17 protein-coding genes are annotated in these 17,756 nt (G+C 59.3%); 16 read left to right on the forward strand and 1 reads right to left on the reverse strand.

Annotated elements, in window-relative coordinates; translation table 11 throughout:
- The first annotated feature begins 53 nt into the window (after positions 1-53).
- The 9 genes from NKJ26_RS02635 to NKJ26_RS02675 all read left to right on the forward strand — a co-directional run bounded on the left by NKJ26_RS02635 (position 54) and on the right by NKJ26_RS02675 (position 8,574).
- Positions 54-1,196, forward strand: a complete 1,143-nt coding sequence (locus NKJ26_RS02635) for a glycosyltransferase (protein WP_352693838.1) — start codon at positions 54-56, stop codon at positions 1,194-1,196.
- Positions 1,126-2,343 (forward strand): glycosyltransferase family 4 protein, encoded by a 1,218-nt coding sequence (locus NKJ26_RS02640; protein ID WP_352693434.1) that lies wholly within the window; start codon positions 1,126-1,128, stop codon positions 2,341-2,343. The genes NKJ26_RS02635 and NKJ26_RS02640 overlap by 71 nt, the downstream gene beginning before the upstream one ends.
- Positions 2,340-3,644, forward strand: coding sequence for an O-antigen polymerase (locus NKJ26_RS02645; RefSeq protein WP_352693435.1), 1,305 nt, complete (start codon positions 2,340-2,342; stop codon positions 3,642-3,644). Before NKJ26_RS02640 ends, NKJ26_RS02645 begins: the two co-directional genes overlap by 4 nt.
- On the forward strand, positions 3,637-4,974 hold the full coding sequence (locus tag NKJ26_RS02650) for a lipopolysaccharide biosynthesis protein (protein ID WP_352693437.1): 1,338 nt from the start codon (positions 3,637-3,639) through the stop codon (positions 4,972-4,974). The genes NKJ26_RS02645 and NKJ26_RS02650 overlap by 8 nt, the downstream gene beginning before the upstream one ends.
- The gene (locus NKJ26_RS02655) at positions 4,971-6,095 is read left to right on the forward strand and encodes a glycosyltransferase family 4 protein (RefSeq protein WP_352693439.1); all 1,125 of its coding nucleotides are present in this window, start codon (positions 4,971-4,973) and stop codon (positions 6,093-6,095) included. Before NKJ26_RS02650 ends, NKJ26_RS02655 begins: the two co-directional genes overlap by 4 nt.
- A gap of 131 nt (positions 6,096-6,226) precedes the next feature.
- Positions 6,227-6,502, forward strand: a complete 276-nt coding sequence (locus NKJ26_RS02660; RefSeq protein ID WP_352599395.1) for a type II toxin-antitoxin system ParD family antitoxin — start codon at positions 6,227-6,229, stop codon at positions 6,500-6,502.
- Positions 6,499-6,810, forward strand: coding sequence for a type II toxin-antitoxin system RelE/ParE family toxin (locus NKJ26_RS02665; protein WP_352599397.1), 312 nt, complete (start codon positions 6,499-6,501; stop codon positions 6,808-6,810). Before NKJ26_RS02660 ends, NKJ26_RS02665 begins: the two co-directional genes overlap by 4 nt.
- A 129-nt stretch (positions 6,811-6,939) precedes the next feature.
- Positions 6,940-8,073 (forward strand): glycosyltransferase family 4 protein, encoded by a 1,134-nt coding sequence (locus NKJ26_RS02670; RefSeq protein ID WP_352693442.1) that lies wholly within the window; start codon positions 6,940-6,942, stop codon positions 8,071-8,073.
- A gap of 108 nt (positions 8,074-8,181) precedes the next feature.
- A complete protein-coding gene (locus NKJ26_RS02675; protein WP_352693444.1) occupies positions 8,182-8,574 on the forward strand; it encodes a GFA family protein in 393 nt (130 codons plus the stop codon).
- Between the two features lie 48 nt (positions 8,575-8,622).
- On the opposite strand, the gene NKJ26_RS02680 is transcribed toward NKJ26_RS02675, so the two are convergent.
- A complete protein-coding gene (locus NKJ26_RS02680) occupies positions 8,623-10,140 on the reverse strand; it encodes a winged helix-turn-helix domain-containing tetratricopeptide repeat protein (protein WP_352693446.1) in 1,518 nt (505 codons plus the stop codon).
- 173 nt (positions 10,141-10,313) lie between these two features.
- On the opposite strand from NKJ26_RS02680, the gene NKJ26_RS02685 reads away from it, so the two are divergent.
- The 7 genes from NKJ26_RS02685 (at position 10,314) to NKJ26_RS02715 (ending at position 17,635) form a co-directional block, all read left to right on the forward strand.
- Entirely contained in the window at positions 10,314-10,523 is a 210-nt protein-coding gene (locus tag NKJ26_RS02685; RefSeq protein WP_352693840.1) for a DUF1127 domain-containing protein, read from the forward strand.
- A gap of 129 nt (positions 10,524-10,652) precedes the next feature.
- Positions 10,653-10,865, forward strand: a complete 213-nt coding sequence (locus tag NKJ26_RS02690; protein ID WP_352693448.1) for a hypothetical protein — start codon at positions 10,653-10,655, stop codon at positions 10,863-10,865.
- 472 nt (positions 10,866-11,337) lie between these two features.
- Positions 11,338-11,838 carry a hypothetical protein gene (locus NKJ26_RS02695; RefSeq protein ID WP_352693450.1) on the forward strand — a complete coding sequence of 167 codons (501 nt, stop codon included), beginning with the start codon at positions 11,338-11,340 and terminating at the stop codon, positions 11,836-11,838.
- A 321-nt stretch (positions 11,839-12,159) separates the two neighbouring features.
- Complete coding sequence (locus NKJ26_RS02700; protein WP_352693452.1) at positions 12,160-12,765, forward strand: polysaccharide biosynthesis/export family protein; 606 nt, start codon at positions 12,160-12,162, stop codon at positions 12,763-12,765.
- A gap of 13 nt (positions 12,766-12,778) precedes the next feature.
- On the forward strand, positions 12,779-15,157 hold the full coding sequence (locus NKJ26_RS02705; protein WP_352693454.1) for a GumC family protein: 2,379 nt from the start codon (positions 12,779-12,781) through the stop codon (positions 15,155-15,157).
- On the forward strand, positions 15,045-16,304 hold the full coding sequence (locus tag NKJ26_RS02710; RefSeq protein WP_352599412.1) for a tetratricopeptide repeat protein: 1,260 nt from the start codon (positions 15,045-15,047) through the stop codon (positions 16,302-16,304). The genes NKJ26_RS02705 and NKJ26_RS02710 overlap by 113 nt, the downstream gene beginning before the upstream one ends.
- Positions 16,301-17,635: an O-antigen ligase family protein gene (locus tag NKJ26_RS02715; protein WP_352693456.1), complete on the forward strand. Its 1,335-nt coding sequence runs from the start codon at positions 16,301-16,303 to the stop codon at positions 17,633-17,635. Before NKJ26_RS02710 ends, NKJ26_RS02715 begins: the two co-directional genes overlap by 4 nt.
- Positions 17,636-17,756: the final 121 nt, after the last annotated feature.

A 17,756-nucleotide genomic window follows, 5' to 3' on the forward strand; every position in this document is an offset into this window, starting at 1 on the left:
TTGCGCGCCAAACCGATGGTGAGATAGTGTCGCTGCTGCGCCGAGGCGAAACAATGCCCAGCAGCCACTCAGTGCATATAGCCGTTTTTATCCCTTCCCTTCGTGCCGGAGGCACCGAGCGGGCCATGCTTACTCTGGCCCGCGAATTTGACAGGCGCGGACTGCTGACCGATCTGGTGCTCGGGCGCGCGACGGGTGACTATCTCGCCTTGGTTCCCGACGGCGTAAGGGTCAGCGACCTCCAGGCCTCGCGCTTGCTCTTTTCCATAGTCGGCCTGATCCGATACCTGAGGAAAGAGCAGCCACGGGTGATGCTGACGGCTTTGCCGCACGCGAATATCCTGGGAATAGTTTCGTCTGTTTTCTCATCGCACAAGGTACGGATAGTCATCTCTGAAAGGAGCAACCTGTCCAGGACGATCGCCGATACGAAACTGGTTCGTGAAAGGTTTTTGCCATTTTTCATGCGGCTGACTTACGGTCATGCCGACAAGATCATCGCCGTATCGCGTGGTGTTGCGGAAGACCTCATTCGAAGCGTCGGGGTCGATCGGAATTGCATCGAAACGATCCACAATCCTTTGGATATCAAATACATCGAGGCACAGGCGGACGAGCCCGTCCGTCATGCCTTCGCGGATGAGGACGGCAGGGCCTTGTTGGTGGCCGTCGGTCGTCTCGATTTCGCAAAAGACCACGCCACGCTCATCCGCAGCTTTTCGCGGGTCGCAAGGACGAGGCCCGTCAAACTGGCGATTGTCGGAGAAGGGCCATTGCGTGCATCGCTGCAAACGATGATCGACGAACTCGGGCTGAACTCTTCGGTCGCCCTGGTCGGCTTTTCGAAGAACCCATATCCATGGATGCGGCACGCCGCGTTGTTCCTTCAGTCGTCCCGCCGGGAAGGATTCCCGAACACCATCATCGAGGCGATGGCTTGCGGAACACCGGTGGTGAGCACGAATTGCGAAAGCGGGCCGTCCGAAATTCTGGAGGACGGCAAGTGGGGACGGCTTGTTCCTGTGGGCGACGCCCAAGGCTTCGCGGCCGCGATATTGGCGACTCTTGATGAAACCGACCGCCCGGATGTGAGACGCCGGGCGCAGGATTTCAGCGTCGAAAAGATTGCCGACGCCTATTTGCTCGCGATGGGTGTGGACCCGACGAACGCCGTGGCGAAGGAGCGACCGCATTAAGGTCCTGCACATCATCACGGGACTTCAGAATGGCGGCGCCGAGGCGGCCCTGTTTCGTCTCTGCACGGCCGAGCGCAGCCATTCGCATTTCGTCGTTTCGCTTTCTGGCGAGGGAAAATATGGGCCGCTGCTTCGTGAGGCCGGGATATCCCTGGTTTGTCTGTCGATGCCGAAGGGGAGGTTGAGCCTCAAGGGCCTCGCAACGCTTCGGCGCATATTCGCGACCTATCGGCCGGATGTGGTTCAGTGCTGGATGTACCACGCCAATCTGGTCGGAGGCGTCCTGGCGCGTCTTTTCGGCATCAAGCCGATCCTTTGGGGGATGCATAGTTCCGGACTGGACCCACGTGCAGCCCCCTTCGCCACCAGGGCGGTGGACAGGATATGCGCATCGATATCCGGAGCGGTTCCCGCCCGGATCGTGAGCTGTTCGGAGCAGGCATCACAGCGCCATGTCCGCGCGGGGTACTCAAGCTCGAAGTGGACAATAATACCGAATGGCTATGATCTGGCTGTTTTCGAACCGGATGGGAAAGCCCGTGCACGATTGCGCCAGGGCTGGTCGATAGAGGCCGACCGGTTCATCATTGGAAATGTTGCGCGCTGGCACCCGGACAAGGATCACAAGAACCTTGTCGCCGCCTTATCCGCGCTGTCCGCGCGCACCAGGCTTCCCTTCCAGTGCATTCTTGTCGGTCCGGGGATCACGGCCGAAAATGCCGAGCTTGTCGGATTGCTGGATCACCATGGCGTTCGCGACAAGGTGATGCTTCTCGGGCCGCGCGACGACATTGCCGATCTGATGAACGCGTTCGACATTCACGTCCTCGCCTCCAGCAGCGAAGCATTTCCCAATGTGATCGCGGAGGCAATGGCGTGCGGTACGCCCTGTGTTGCGACGGATGTTGGAGATGTGGGGTTGCTTGTCGGGAACGTGGGATTCGTCGTTCCCGAGCGGGATCCCGAGGCGCTCTCGCGCTCCATGGAGATCATGGCTTTGGAGATGCGGGATTCGGCTTCCTGGACAATCAGGCGGCAGGCATCTCGGGATCGTATCGCGTCTCGGTTTTCACTTGAGCGGATGGCAAAATCATATGGCGCGCTGTGGGAGAGATTGTCCATTGAAGACCAGGCGCGACATGCATGATCATATCAGCGAAGCTGTCATCGCTTCGATTTAAAGCATTGGATCGAAAAGTGGGGCGGATCGGCAGGGATTATCTGGTTTCACCATTTGCGCTGACCCCGCAAATGCTCCTGTTCATATCCAGCTTGGTCTATTTCGTCCCATACGTTGTTGGAGGGTTCCAATACGTCGACGTCGGCGGGCGAAAATACGATTTCATCTACCATGCGGGGACTGGATACGCCATTCTCCTGTCTCTTTCCTGCATCGCCGCGGCGATGGCTCTCTTTCTGCCTCGAACCCAGAGTTTCGAGGTCGCGCACGATAGCCGGGGAGAGGCGGTAACAATAATAGCGATGCTGCTGGTCTTTGGCGGCATTTCGATAGCGACCCCCGCACTGTTTTCCGCGTCAAAAGCAGACGTCTTATCGTCGACCGGAAGATTTCAGTACATATTCTACAATACCTGCATAATCGGTGTCGTATTCGGCGTGCTGTCCGGTTGGCGTAAATCCAAGCTGGTCATAGCGTTGAGCTGCCTTGGATTGGCCTTGACGCTCTACGTCGGGCATCGTTCTTCCATCGCCGTAGCTATCTTGTCGTTCGCCTATGTGAAATACAGAAACAAATCATTATTTCTGGTCAAGAAGAGATATCTACTCGGAGGAATTTTATCGTTCTGTTTTCTGGCGGTATACAAGTCGGTATACGCGGCGATAAAGTCCGGAAATTTTGAGCTGGTAGGCCAGAGAATACAGTTCGACCAATTGTCGGATTCTGCGCTGGTAGGGTTGGAGCAATTCTTAACGTTGGCACACCTGGATCTGATCGTAAGGTATGATTACACCTTGCCTTGCTCGAACCTTTGGTTGGTGCCTCTTTCCTTCATTCCGTTCTCGGACATGGTCTTTGGCAAGGACGGATGCACTTACAACGAGCAGGTCCAGCCATTTCTCTTTCCCGGCTACAGCGGTGGTGTCGCCGCAAACATCTGGGCGGAGTTCTACGCCAATTTCGGGTATGCCGGGTTTCCGCTGCTCGTCATCATTCTTTCGCTCGTCTGCGTCGCCATTGAAGCGATAGTCCGCAATGTCCGCAGTGCGGCCCTGAAGGCGGGGCTGATCGTGAGCATCATCCACTTCACGTTCTACATTCAGCGCAAGGAGCTGCTCGGCGCGTTCATCTCCGCCAAGCGAGCCGTTCTTGTGTCGTTTTTCATATTCGGCGTGGTTTACGTTCACCGAAAATGTTTTCCGCAAGCCCCTGCCGAGGTGATGATGCGTCCCCAGGGAGCGCCGGTCCTGCGCCGAGACAATGGTTGAGAACGTGGCGGTGGCCGCCCAGCCTTCCGGGTGGGCGCGCGCACGGCGGGTCGTGCGGGATGCGACGCTGACGACATCCTCGAGCGCGGTGGCAGCTCTATGTTCCATCCTCGCGCTGGCGCTCAACGCACGGTCGCTGGGGCCGGGAGATTTTGGTACCCTTGCCGTAACACAGGCTTACGCCACGTTCATCTCCGGCCTTTGCACGTTTGAGAGTTGGCAGCCTGTGATCAGGCTATGCGCGAAGTCGCGCCGACGTCTCGGGCCAGCCGCATCTTGCGGGATCGCTCTCGACATTTCGGCCGCGCTTTTCGCCACCGTCGTGGCGATCGGCGGAATTCTGCTGTTTGGAGAGGCTATTGGCGTGTCGCGGGACAATCGTCTCCTGGCGGCAATCTACAGCCTTACCTTGCTGGCCAGTCTTTCGGGCACCCCAAAAGGCATGCTTCGGCTGGACGGCCGATACGACGTCATTGCCGGCAATCAAGTCGCGCAAGGGGCTGCGATGGTGATCGTCTCGCTCGTGCTTTGGGCTGTCGATGCGTCATTGCTCGCCTATGTGACCGTGTTGGCTGCCGCCGGCGCATTCTACAATCTGACGCTGTTCGTCCGGCTGCTCTTCCGTGCCAGGCGGGAAAACATCGGCCTGTTCAATCCGCTTGGTTCACGATCCAGACGGCGTTTCTTCCGGATTTTTCTTGCCATGGCGACCGGGACCAGTTTGGTCTCCACGCTTGTGGGCGCCAGGCGACATGTCGGATTGTTCCTGGTGGCATCTCTTTTGGGAGAAGTCGCCGCCGGGTCCTATTCCGTGGCATCGCGCCTCGCGACGATGGTCTCTCGGCTGACTGGTCCATTGAACCAGGTGATCTTTCCCGAAATTGCCAGACTGTCCAACGCCGAGCCCCCCGATCGGCTATTCAGATTGAACAACCATGTCACCGTGCTTTCGGCGTGTGCTGCCGGTGGAATGACGGTTGTCGCGATATTGCTGCAAAAAGTCGTCGTCCTTCTGGCTGTCGGCGCGGCCTATGCCGAAGCGCCGCAACTGTTTGCTATTCTGTTCGCGGCGGAATGCTTCGGCCTGGCCGGCATGCACTTCAATCCGTTGATCCAGGTTCTGGCCGGGACGAAGCCGCTTCTCAAAATCCTGACGCTTGCGACCATCGTCTACCTCCCCCTTTCCCTGGCTCTATCCGGCTGGATCGGGATTTCGGGCATAGCCTGGGCAGGTTTGATCGTATCGGCTGCGATCTACGCGGCAATGGCAATGGCTTCGCGATCGCTGCTGAAAAGGCGGGTCCGCATGGCGGAAGGGCCGACGGTTTGAGGTACCTGTTTTGCCTGCCGAGATACCATACCAACGCCGTGCCGTGGGTTCGCATACTGACGTCGGCGGGGCATCACGTCGCGGTCGATGTCGTCGAAACCGGCCCCACCGAGAACCACACCCTGCTTTCTCCCAATGTCATGGCCCCGTCCGCTCTGTCGCGGAGGATTATGCGCCGACGTTCGAGCGGCATTCCGAATTCGCCCTTTTCCTTTCCCAGTTTGATTTCGTACTGGAGACATCTGCGCGCCGAGGATCCGGATGTGGTGATCGTTCGAGGTGTGACGCGCTGGTTTTGCAGGGTCGCGGCATTATGCACGGTCCTGCAAGGGCGCAGATTGGTCATCTACGATCAGGAGGATGCCACGCCTCCGGCATGGAGCAGCACATGGGTTCGCCGAACGGTGTTCCAGTGCTTGGGGATTCCACATTTTACGTCGCGGCTCTCATCGAACCATGCTCGCGTCGGCACTGGCGCTGCCGTGTCGCTGCCATTCGGAAGCCCTTTCGGGCCGGCGCAAGTCGAAGAGCTGCGGAAGAGACGATTGCAGTGGCCGCCTCGCATCCTGATGGTCGCAAAATACCGGGAGCGAAAGGGGCACAGCGCTCTTCTAAGAGCTTTGGCGGCGATATCGGAATCACAGTTCTCGGTAACATTCTGTGGCGAGGAGGCAACGCAGTCCGACGCCGCTTTCTGTCAGGCTTTGGTACAGGAGGCCCAGACTCTTGGACTGGCGGACAGGCTCCAGTTTCGGAACAATGTAGCTCATGACGAGATGCTCTCGGTTTTCTCCAGCCACGATCTCCTGATATTGCCCTCGCGGAGGGAGCCCGCGGCGATATCCCCCATCGAGGCGGCCTGGGCGGGGTGTGCTGTACTGATCTCGCGCGACAGCGGCACCAGAGGCTACATTCCTGAGGGTCGCGCCTATGATTTCGATGCCGAAGATCCGGCTGACATCGCGCGGGCAATAGCGTCGCTTCTCGCTCGCCCCGAAGATCTGTCGCTTGCAAGGGATGTCTGCTTTTCGCGCATCTCATCTGTCGCCAATGACGATGAGATCCTGCGCCTGTTCAAGGCTTTCGCGACGAAGCGGATGCGACGATGGCGGTTGGTGTGAGGCATGCGAGCAGTGGTGCAGGCATCCAGGAGGCCCGGAAAAATGCGTGAAAAGCGTGCAGTGTTCCCGATCTAGCCTAGATATGATAGTGTTTAATCCTATTGAGAACGTCCCCGTGGCAGGAGATTTCAATGCGCAGCACGCAACAATTTAGCATCACGTTGCCGAACGAAATGGCGCAGATGGTCAAGACCAAGGTTTCTTCGGGCGAGTATGCCAGTGAGAGCGAGGTGATCCGCGATGGCTTGCGAGCCTTGCAGGCGCGCGACAAGGCCCTTGATACCTGGCTACGCACCGAGGTAGCCGGCGCCTACGACAAACTGAAAACCGATCCAGGCCGGGCGCGCAGTGTGACACAGGTGCGTCAGCACCTTGCGGACAAGCGCAAGCGGCCAACCTCGGAGTGACCCATACTGTTCGTTTCACCCCGGAAGCTCTCAACCAGCTTGATGAGTTGGAGGGCCATATAGCGGAGGCGGGGTCGCCCGCCGTGGCGGCACGATATGTTGATGCTATTGTGGACTATTGCGAGAATCTGGGAACCTTCCCGCACCGGGGCACCCGGCGCGATGATATTCGGCCGCGCCTGAGGATGCTCGGGTATCGCCACCGCGTAACGATCGCATTCGAGGTGGCGGAGAAGACGGTGAATATTATTGGCGTTTATTACGGTGGTCAGGATTATGAGGCAGATTTGCGGAATGGCGAAGAATAGCAGGCCAGTGGGGGCCTCCATTCGGCCCTACTATACCCGACCACGATGGAATATTGGGGTGGTATGCACGATAAACGAGCAGCAACGGTGGGTTGTGACGGCATGTGAGCATCCGAAGGGGCATGGGCGATGCTTGAGAAAAAGGTGTTCATCTCGGTCAACACATCCTGGAACGTGGTCAATTTCCGGAAGGGCCTGATCGAGGCATTGCAGGGGCAGGGTTATGACGTTGTCATTGCCGCACCCAGGGATGCCTATTCTTCCCTGATATCGGACATGGGCTGCCGCTACATTCAGGTCGAAATGGACAATTCCGGCACGTCGCCGTTTCGCGACATGATGCTTCTGTGGCGCTACTGGCGCATGCTGCGCCGCGAGAACCCGCTCGCGTTTGTAAGCTTTACGATCAAGCCAAATGTCTTCGGTTCGATTGCTGCAAATTTCGCCGGCGTCCCGGCCATCAACAACATCTCCGGTCTTGGCACGGCTTTCGCCCGTGGCGGCCTTCTTCAGGAAATTGCCAAGACCTTGTACCGGGTGGCGCTGGCACGTTCGAAAACGGTCTTCTTTCAAAATGACGACGACAGGATGCTGTTCGTCAACGAGCGCCTGGTTCGCAAGAACCAGACCGCGCTGCTGCCCGGCTCCGGTGTCGATCTCGCGCGTTTCTCGCCGCCGCCTGGTCAGCGCCCGCGGTCCGGTGCCATCGTCTTTCTGCTTGTGGCCCGGCTCCTCTGGGACAAGGGCGTCGGAGAGTTCATCGAAGCTGCCCGCCTGGTCCGCAGCAAGGTGCCTGCGGCACGTTTCCAGCTCCTCGGGTTTCTTGATGTCGAGAACCGCACAGCGGTCGGTCGTGCGCGGGTCGAGCAATGGGTCGAGGAGGGATTGATCGAGCATTTGGGCGCCACTGACGATGTGCGTCCCTTTTTGACCGCGGCCGATTGTATCGTTCTGCCGTCTTACAGGGAGGGCACGCCGCGCGCTCTGCTCGAAGCGGCCGCGATGGGCAAGCCGCTGATCGCGACCGATGTGCCCGGCTGCAAGGAGGTGGTGGATCACGCCGTCAACGGCTTCCTTTGCAAGGTGAGGGATGCCGGTGACCTGGCGAACAGGATGATCGAGTTCGCGATGATGGATGATGCCGCCAAGGACCGGATGGGGATGGAGAGCAGGAAGAAGGTCGAGCGGCAGTTTTCCGAGCGGATCGTCATCGAGAAGTACTTGCGGCAGATGGAGGAACTCGTTGCGCTCACAGCGAAATGAGGGAGTGATCTGGCTCGTAAGCACACCGACGCCGCAATGCGGGCGATTGCAATGACAGCGTTGTTCGTCGTAGCCATTGCGACCGCTTGATTTCAGAGGAGACGCAGCATGGACCGATTCACCGGCGGTTGCCTGTGCGGCGACGTCCGGATTGTGGCGTCAGGGCTCCCATACCGGGTCGGCATTTGTCACTGTCTTGACTGCCGCAAGCATCATGGCGCCCTTTTTTACGCTGCCGCGGTGTTTCCTCGGGATGCGGTGACGATCGAGGGCGAAACACGCGACTACGCCGGCCGCTTTTTCTGCCCCCACTGCGGCTCGTCCGTTTTCGCAGGCAGCGCAGACGAAATCGAAGTGCATCTGGGATCCCTGGATGCCCCTGACCAGCTGATACCAACTTACGAAAGCTGGACCGTCCGTCGCGAGTCCTGGTTGCCGCCGTTTCCGGTCACGAGACGATACGAGCGCGATCGTGACGCCACGGGTCGCTTCGAGGAGTAAGTGGCGCGGACGGCAGGAAGGCGTCGTGACGAGGAGACCGGCGGCGCCTCACTCCGGAAGACCGGCCTTGCGGAAGCCATCGACGAAATGGTCGAGCATCGCCGTATCGCGGAAAGGCTCCGTCCAGACCCAGTGGCTGGTGGTGAAATGCGGATTGCCGACGAGAAACAGTTCCACTTCCGTGCGCGCCTCGTCGAGCCGGCCGAGCTGCGCGAGGCTGGCCGCCAGGAAGCGGCGTGAGCTCGTTCGATAAGTCTCGTCGCGGCGCAACGTCTCGACGGCGGCCTCGTAGTCGCGCGCCGCATATTGCGCCGCGCCGAGCGTCAGATAGTACCAGCTTGCCGGAAACGGGTTGAGCCGAAACGCCTTGCGGATCTGTTCGAGCCCCTCCTCGACCCATCCGGCGAGCACGGAGATGTCAGACAACGTCGCCCAGGCATCGGCCTCGTTGGGGTCGAGCTCGAAGGCCCTGGCGAATTCGGCATCCGACTCGGCGAAGTTGCGCTCATAGGCAAGCAGGTTACCGAGCACCCAGCGGCAGCCGGCGTCGTTGGGATCGATAGCCACCGCCTTGTGCGCCAGCTCCAGGGCAATGCGGCGGTTAGGTTCCACCGGCTCGCCCCAATGCACCCATCCCATCCAGTGGTTCATAGCAAGCCAGCGATAGGCCTCGGCGTATTCCGGATCCAGCGAAACAGCCCGCGTGAGCATCAGATGCGCCTCCCGCGCCGTCTGCGGCGAATCGTCGATCAGCTTGCGCGCCCGCACGCACAGATCGTAGGCCTCGAGATTCTTGGGCCGATTGCGCGGCGGCGGCGCGCGCAGCCGGCCGAGCAATGCCTCCACGATCTTGGCTGTGACCTCGTCCTGGACGGCAAAGACATCTTCCAGGCTGCGATCGAACCGTTCCGCCCACAGGTGATCGCCGCTCACCGCGTCGACCAGTTGGGCATTGATGCGCACGCGCCCCGCGGCACGTCTTGCGCTGCCCTCCAGGAGGTAGCGTACGCCAAGCTCCCGTGCGATGTCGCGCACGTCCATCGCCTTACCCCTATAGGCAAAGGCCGAGTTGCGCGCGATTACGAACAGGCCGGAGCTCCTGGACAAGTCGGTGATCAGGTCTTCGGTCAATCCGTCCGCGAAGGATTCCTGCTCCGGATCATTGCTGAGATTGACGAAAGGCAGCACGGCTATCGACGGCTTGTCGGGCAGCGGCAAAGGTTTTCGCTTCGTGCCATCGAGGAGTTCGACGATCCCCGTGAAGCGGTAGCCGACGCGCGGGACCGTGGCGATCCATTCACCGCTGTCGTCGGCCGGACCAAGCAGCTTCCGCAATTGGGCGATCTGGACGGTGAGGTTGCCTTCCTCGACGGCCATGCCCGGCCATGCCGCGTCCATCAACTCGGCCTTCCCAAGGATCTCGCCGGCCCGTCCAACCAGCGCCGCAAGCAGCTTCAAACCACGGTAGCCAACGGCAACGGGGAGGTCGTTCCGAAGCAGCGTTCCCGCACCCGGATCAAGTACAAACGGACCGAAGGCAAAGCGCTCTCCCTGCATAGCGCGCATCTATAGCCCGTTTGGAACTTTTGAGAACTATTTGGGAGACCTTAATTACGGCGCTGTTCGTATCCGGCAGAATCCATCCTCTTTCAGGTCGAGGGCAAAGGCCCTCAGGCCAAATGGAGGTTGCGATGACCAATACTCTTGCGTCAGCCCCGGATCAGGCAGCGCGGCCGGGAATGCTCATAGAGCCGGCGTCGGATCGGCACCTGACTGTCCAGCGAAGCATTGTCGCCATCTGGCGGGAGCGAAGGACCTTGCGCGAGCGGATGCGCTTTCGCTGGCAACTCGGGCAAATGTTGAAGAACAATCCGCATCTCATCGACGACATCGGTCTGACGAAACAGCAGGCCGAGGCAGAGATCGCCAAGCGTTTCTGGCAACCATAGGGCGCTGCAAAAGCACCGACCGCGGCGACAGACTCGCATACCAACTCGCCGCCGCGGGAACAGGACAAACGGCCCTATCGCTCTTCGGCAAAGTGTCAGATGAACGCGCAATGATTCCGCAAAGGTGGAATGACGCTGCCGTATCGCGGCGAAGGCGCATTGCAGCATTCCAGACTAGCGTTGCTTGATCTGTCTGCCGCTGACGCGGTGATCGCCCAGTCTTTGGCCAGGTTTGATGAAATCGCATCACGGATCACGTCATCAGTTTTTCAGATCCTGATCAGGTTCCATTCGGGCGCAGTCGTGGTGAAAGAGAAATTTCAATTTCTTCTTGGAGGATAAGAAATCCTCCCCCGCAATCAGAACTGTTCATGCCTATTCGCTGGTATCTTACATTCCTAAGGGCACGTCACTGGTCAAAATTGCTGCGTTGCGCGAATTGGGTTGGAATTGTGGCCAAAAACTGCTAGGCGCTGATATCACCATCTTTTTTGCATCTTGAAAGGTGGCGGGAGGAAACAGGACAAACGGATGTATCTCGTTATCAGGCTGGTGGGTTCGGAGTAGGCAGCTGTCAGCCGTCCGCTGGGGGATTTTCGCTGGTGCGCTGCCGACCGTCGGCGTGCTGACTTCGACGCAGGATAGGAGAACGCTGTCTGCGGCTGAGCGACGGCCAATTGCCGCGGTGGCCGCCATACGTTGAATACGACTGGAAGATGTTCTTGTTGAGTACGTTGACCATATCGCCTTTTTTTAGGTTTGAAGTGCGTGAGCGATTTTTCGGGGGCGGATCGCTGATTTTCGAGGGGCGGAAATGAGGGTTCGTTACGGGGTCGAGTCTGTTTTTGCTTTCGCGACGCTCACCGCGGGAGGCGCCCTGTTTTCTGCGTCCGGTGCTTTTGCCCAGACTGCGCAGACCTGTTCCTGCCTCGCCGCCATGCCGATATCCGCTGGTCCGGTCGGTCAGCTGACGCAAGTTCGTGGTGATGTGCAGGTGTCGCAGGCCGGCGGCTACGCCGGAGTAGGCGCCGAAGCGCCGGTCTATCTGGGCGCGCGCATCATGACAGGGGCGCAAGCTTCCGCTTCGCTCACCGTGGGTGCCAATTGCGCGCTCGATATTCCAGCGAATATGACCGTGAAGATCGATCCCGTCGAGGATGGCATGTGCGTGTCAGTCGATGCGCCCCAGGCCGCCATGGTGCCGGCCGGTTCTGAATCTAGCGTCTTGCCGGTTCTGCTGGGCGCCGGCGCCGTTGGCGGCGGGGCGGCAGTTCTTCTTGGCCTGCAACATGATGATGATGCCGTCAGCCGGTAGTCGAGGGGCTGACGTCCGCCGTTTTGTATACGCCTGCGAGATGCGGCCAATCGAAAAGTGGCGCATTCGAAGGTGAATGTGAAGAAGCCGGGCGCCGGCAGTGCCAGCCGTTTCGGCGTATCGGGACGGCTATTCAGGAGCGGGGGCTCGGCGATGGGCATTTTCGATCTTGCAAGACACAGTGCAGGCACGCCCGTGCTGCTCGCATTGCTTGCGCTTTCTGCTTGCGCGAGCAGTTCGTCCACGCCTTCCACCAGCTCCGTCGATGCGCCGCGGCCGAGGTCGTCTTCGTCGGCGCTTGCCGGCGGTGGCGCGTTGCGGATGGTGAAGGATCTGCCGGCGCCGCGGAACACGCAAAATGGTAGCGAGCAGCCGCTGTCGGCCAACGACGTGCTCGAAGTCAGCGTATTCCAGGTCGACAATCTGAACAGGACCGTTCAGGTCGACGCCAGTGGGCAGATTTCCCTTCCGCTCATCGGTACGATGACCGCGGCCGGCAAAACCGTTCGTCAGCTCGAAAAGGAAATCGAGACCGCCTACGGCGAAAAATACCTGCAATCGCCGGATGTGACGATCTTCGTCAAGGAATCGGCCGGCCAGCGCATTACCGTCGATGGTGAGGTGAACAGGGCCGGCATTTATCCGGTTTCCAGCAGCGCGTCATTGCTGGATGCGGTCGCGCTTGCCGGAGGCTTCAACCCGGTGAGTGATGCCGGCAAGGTCTTCGTCTATCGCAATGTCGGTCAAAGCGAGCTGGTCGCAAACTACAATGTCGAGGAAATCCGCGCCGGCAGGAATCGCAATCCGCGCATTTATGGCGGCGATGTGATCGTCGTTTTTGCTTCGAAGTCGAAAATCGCGATGAACAATCTGAAGGATGCCCTTGGCCTCGCCTCAAGCGCGGCCCGCATCGCGGTCATTCCCTAGGGTCACCAGCGTCATGCTCGATCGCAACAGGCAGCATCAAATCGCCGATCCCGGACCTGGCCGGGCCCCGTTCGCGGACTTCTATTACGATGGAGCGCAGAACTATGGCCCTTACGGTCGCGACCATGCCGCTCAGGACGAGGGCTTCAACCCGCTCAAACTGCTTTTCTACCTGGTCCAATACCGCTGGCTGATCGTCATGATGACCATGGCTGGCCTCGTCGCCGGTGTCGTCGTGACGATGATGCAGACGCCGAAGTATCAGGCAACGACGCAACTGGAAGTTCTGGTTCCTTCGGCAAAGGTTTTCCAGGACATCGAAGTGGTTTCCGAAAACAGCGACATCCGCACCTTCCTGACCGCACGCGAGAAGCTGAAGAGCCGGGCGCTGGCGCAGCGCGTGGTGTTTCAGCTCGGGCTTGCCGACAAGCCCGATTTCCTGTTCCCGACCTCGAGCTTCTCGCTCAGCAACATCTTCTATCGTGCATTCAGAATTTCCAAATCGCCCTCGATCCAGGAAAAGACCCCCGAAGAGCGCGAGGCAATGGCGATCAGGCGCGTCCTGGATGATCTCACGGTCAATCTGGTGACGAACACAAGTCTGCTGTCGATCACCTTTATCGACCAGAAGCCGAAATATGCGAGCGATGTCGCCAATCAGGTCGCGCAGAGTTTCATCGATCAACGCATCGACCAGACCAGCGAGACATCGGACTTGGCAAGGCAGTTCATCCAGGAACAGGTCTTACAGGTCAAGCAGAAGCTGCAGACTTCCGAGGAGGAACTGGTAACCTATGCAAAGTATGCCGGCATCACCGTCACCGGCGACGACAAATCGCTGATCGGATCAAATATCGAGGCCATCAACACGGCGCTGGCAACCGCCGTCCAGGATCGTCTCGATGCCGGCCGGGTGGTGGACCAGATAGACAAGGGGCGCGGCTCGAGCCTGGGGCCGGTTCTGGAAAGCGATGGTCTGCTGAAGCTCCGCGACAAGCTCGCGGATCTGACAAGCCAATATCAGCAGAAGCTGGGTATCCTGAAGCCCGGCTTTCCGGAAATGCAGCAGCTGCGGTCGCAGATCAAGGAGTTGCAGCGCCTCTACGACAATGGCGTGCTGGCGATAACCGATTCCCTGCGGCTGAAGTACCAGGAAGCGCAGGACAAGGAAGCCGATCTCGGCGCCAAGCTCGCGGAACTGGAAAAGCAACAGGGCGTCTTCAACGACAAGAACATCAAATACACCATCCTCAAGCGCGAGGTGGATTCCAACCGATCGCAATATGACAGCCTGATCGCCAAGCTGAATGAAGTTGGGGTGAGCTCGGAGCTGAAAACGCAAAGCGCTGCGATCGTCGATTTCGCGACGCGGCCCCTGAGTCCCTATTCTCCTCGCCTCAGCATCAATCTCGCGATCGCGCTGGCGCTTTTCATGGCGCTGAGCGGGTCGATCATCTACATCGTCGAATTACTGAACAACACCTTCACCAACCCCGAGCAGATCGAAAAAGAACTCGGACTGGCCGTGCTCGGCATATTGCCGCTCGTTGGCGACCGCGAACTCCTGGCCAGCATCGCCGATCAGAAATCCGGGCTTTCGGAAGCCTATCGATCGCTGCGGACGTCGCTGCAATTCTCCGGTGCCGAAGGCGCGCCGCGGTCGCTCCTGGTGACCAGTTCCGAGCCGTCCGAAGGCAAGTCGACCACCTCGTTCAAGCTTGGTCAGGATTTTGCCGCCCTCGGCGCAAGGGTTCTGCTTGTCGATGGCGATCTGCGCAAACCGAACCTGCATCGGCTGCTCGGTCTCGACAACACGATCGGGCTGAGCAATCTCCTGACAAACACCGTCCGCAAGGAAGATGTGGCGGGCATCTTCAGGACGACGAAATACCCAAACGTGACTGTTCTCACATCTGGAACGATCCCGCCGAATCCGGCGGATCTGCTCTCTTCGCCTAAAATGGCACTGATCGTCACCAATCTTGGCAAACGCTTCGATCTGGTCATCATCGATGCGCCGCCGGTAGTCGGCCTCTCGGATGCGCCCATTCTCAGCCGACTTGCGGAAGGTACGCTGATGGTCATCTCCACCAACCAGGTGACGCGCAAATCGGCCAAGATGGCGCTGAAACGGCTGCGTGCGGCCGGCGCGAACGTGATCGGGGCGGCGATATCGAAATTCGCGGCGAACAAGTTCGACCACAACTACGCCTATGGGTACGTGAACTACCACTATTACGACTACAGCACGAATACCCCAGAAATCGAGGGCAAAGTCGATGAAGGAGCAGGCCAGCCCGCTCATCCAAAATCTCCTGTGTTCAAGCGTCTGGTTCGTCGCCTCCGTTCTGGTGTTGATGGCTTCGTCGATCGGGCTAAGTCGGCTCCTTGAGGCCGCGACGCCAACCGTCTCTCTCGCTCTGGATCCATTGAACGTAGATGCCTTGATCGGCGACATCGCGGGCGAACTGAACGAAACCAACAATGCTCCCGATCTTGATGCGTTGGCCGTCAAGGCCAGCAACGCACTTCGTTTCGATGTCGCGGACGCACGGCTCTACAGCCTGATCGGCGAGATCAGGTATCGGCAGGGCGAAACAGACGCTGCCTTCGAACTCTTCGACAGGGCTCGAATGCTGTCCAAGACCGAGCTGCACGCGTTGCAGCGATCGATCGATCGCTCGGTCGAAACGGGCGATCTGGCAAAGGCGGTGGGCGAGATCGACATCTTGCTGCGCCGGTGGCCGGCCCGGTTCTCGGCCATCGCCCCGGGCTGGCCGGCCATTCTCTCCAATCCGGATGGATATCGGGCCGTGCTGGCGGCCGTCCGGTCCGAGGCACCATGGCGAGGCAAGCTTTTTTCCACCCTTGGCCAGAATCCCCAGGGCCTGCCGGCCGCAAACCGGCTGCTGCTTGATCTCGCGGGATCCAACGCGCCGCCGACTTCGAGCGAATTGTCTGCCGTGATCGACGGCTATATCAGGCAGAAAGAGTACGGGCCGGCCTATCGGCTGTTTCTTTTCAGCCTGTCCGACCAGGAGCGCAAGCTCGGTGGCTATATTTTCAATGGCGGCTTCGAACCGGTCTATAGCAGCAAGCCATTCGACTGGACGCTTCACGATCGCTCGGGCCTTGAAATCACTTTCGCCGGATCACAAGGCACGGATGAAGGCGATCGGGGAGCGACGTTTCGGTTTCTGAATACCCCCGTCAGGAACGCCGCGCTTCAGCAATATGTTCAATTGCCGCCCGGCTCTTACCGGATCTCGCTGACTGCGTCCGCGACGAACCTGAAGCTGCCCAAGGAGCTGTTCTGGTCCCTCAGATGCATCGATCCGTCAAACGAGATAGCGCGCTTCGACATACCGGAAGGCACGTTCAACCGGCGCAGTCTGAGCCTTGATTTCACGGTCGGGCCGACCGGCTGTCCGATGCAGGTGCTGAGGCTGGAAACAGCCGCAATTGCCCAGAGTTGGCGATTTCGCTACGTCGGGACGTTGGTCATGCACCGACTGAGCATCGAAAGAGTGGCATCGTGAGGGAGCGGTCACGACGGCCGGGAGGGTGGGACAGGTACCTGCTTGGCTCGGTTCTCTTTCTGTCGCTGCTGATCGGGGGCGGCACCGCAAGCGGCCTCTACACAGAAACGCTGATCGAGATCGCGGCGATTGTCTCGGCCGCGGCCGTTCTCTCTCGGCCGTCGGAACAGACGATCCCTCGCGCCGTGCTGTGGCTGCTTGCTTCTGTGGTCGTCGTGTTTTGTTTTCAGATCATTCCTTTGCCAGCGACCCTGCTGGACGGATGGCGGCCCGAGATACTGCTTGCAAATCCATGGTTGGGCGAGGAAAGCCGGTTGCGCTTCGTCAGCGTCGGAGTGGGGCGCACGATCGAGTGTCTTTTGTATTTCGCCGCGACGGCCGCTTTCTTCCTCGGCGTCATGCGCCTGCGCCCCGAGCAGGTCTATGGTCTCCTTCCCTTCTTTTTCATGGGTGTCGTCTGCAACGGCCTGGCCGCGGCGATCCAGTATTCGCTGTCGGATACCGTCGCCATGGATGGATTGTTGCCGTTCACGATCAATGCGGGCCTGTTTGCCAATCAGAATCATTTCTCGGCCCTGCTCTTCGTCTCCATCCCCTTCATAGTCTATTACGGCCTGTCCCGCGGGCAGCTTCTGTCTGGGGCGCTCGGCTTGATGCTGCTGCTGTTGCTGCTTCTGGCCGCGGGCTCGCGGGCCGGCATTCTGATCGGGCTGGCGATCACCGCGATATCCGTTGTTTTCCTGTCCGCTCGCTCGAGAGTGGGCGGATATGGCATCCCCGCGGTTTTCATCGGCCTTTCGATCTTTACGATAGGCGCGTGGACAAAGATCGACGCGAAAGTGGTCGATCCGGCCTTCGGCAGGGCGGAATTTGCCCGCACCACGATCGAGGGGATCGAACGGAATTGGGTGACTGGCGTTGGCTTCGGGGCTTTCCCGAAGGTTTATCAGATATACGAGAAAGGCAGTATGATCTTCAAATCATATGTGAACCACGCTCATAACGATTATCTGGAGATTGTTCTCGAGGGTGGAGTGCCAACATTTCTGTTGATATTCGCGTATGCAGCATTGCTTGTGGCCTGCTCTGCGAAGATTCGCCTGGATCCTCTCCGGAAGGCTTCTTTCCTCTCGATATTGTTTCTGCTTGTCCACTCTCTTGTCGACTATCCCTTGCGAACCGCAGCGCTTGCAATGACGTTTGCCTATTTGAATGGGATTGTCTTTCACAAGGGTGCCGCTGATCGGCTGAACCGAAGGGACGACCGGACTGGCCATCCAGACGATGGTGATTTCCTTGTTCCCGCCAAGCCGTCGGCCTTGCCGACGTAGGAGCCGCCGGCTCGGTCGCAATGGCAGGCACCCGTCACCGGCCCTGCACCGAACGCAGTCCGATCGTTTGCCCAACGCCGCGATTGACAAGCCATTACAGGGAACCTAAGCACAGGCGCTC

Source organism: Mesorhizobium sp. M0152, from assembly GCF_040322415.1.
In the GTDB taxonomy this organism is placed as follows: Bacteria; Pseudomonadota; Alphaproteobacteria; order Rhizobiales; family Rhizobiaceae; genus Mesorhizobium.

Excerpts from the sequence above, each read along its gene's own strand:
- NKJ26_RS02635 (WP_352693838.1), top strand. The coding sequence starts at position 54 with ATGCCCAGCAGCCACTCAGTGCATATAGCCGTTTTTATCCCTTCCCTT.
- NKJ26_RS02645 (WP_352693435.1), top strand. The coding sequence starts at position 2,340 with ATGATCATATCAGCGAAGCTGTCATCGCTTCGATTTAAAGCATTGGAT.
- NKJ26_RS02650 (WP_352693437.1), top strand. The coding sequence starts at position 3,637 with ATGGTTGAGAACGTGGCGGTGGCCGCCCAGCCTTCCGGGTGGGCGCGC.
- NKJ26_RS02660 (WP_352599395.1), top strand. The coding sequence starts at position 6,227 with ATGCGCAGCACGCAACAATTTAGCATCACGTTGCCGAACGAAATGGCG.
- NKJ26_RS02670 (WP_352693442.1), top strand. The coding sequence starts at position 6,940 with ATGCTTGAGAAAAAGGTGTTCATCTCGGTCAACACATCCTGGAACGTG.
- NKJ26_RS02675 (WP_352693444.1), top strand. The coding sequence starts at position 8,182 with ATGGACCGATTCACCGGCGGTTGCCTGTGCGGCGACGTCCGGATTGTG.
- NKJ26_RS02680 (WP_352693446.1), bottom strand. The coding sequence starts at position 10,140 with ATGCGCGCTATGCAGGGAGAGCGCTTTGCCTTCGGTCCGTTTGTACTT.
- NKJ26_RS02685 (WP_352693840.1), top strand. The coding sequence starts at position 10,314 with ATGCTCATAGAGCCGGCGTCGGATCGGCACCTGACTGTCCAGCGAAGC.
- NKJ26_RS02690 (WP_352693448.1), top strand. The coding sequence starts at position 10,653 with ATGACGCTGCCGTATCGCGGCGAAGGCGCATTGCAGCATTCCAGACTA.
- NKJ26_RS02695 (WP_352693450.1), top strand. The coding sequence starts at position 11,338 with ATGAGGGTTCGTTACGGGGTCGAGTCTGTTTTTGCTTTCGCGACGCTC.
- NKJ26_RS02700 (WP_352693452.1), top strand. The coding sequence starts at position 12,160 with ATGGTGAAGGATCTGCCGGCGCCGCGGAACACGCAAAATGGTAGCGAG.
- NKJ26_RS02705 (WP_352693454.1), top strand. The coding sequence starts at position 12,779 with ATGCTCGATCGCAACAGGCAGCATCAAATCGCCGATCCCGGACCTGGC.
- NKJ26_RS02710 (WP_352599412.1), top strand. The coding sequence starts at position 15,045 with ATGAAGGAGCAGGCCAGCCCGCTCATCCAAAATCTCCTGTGTTCAAGC.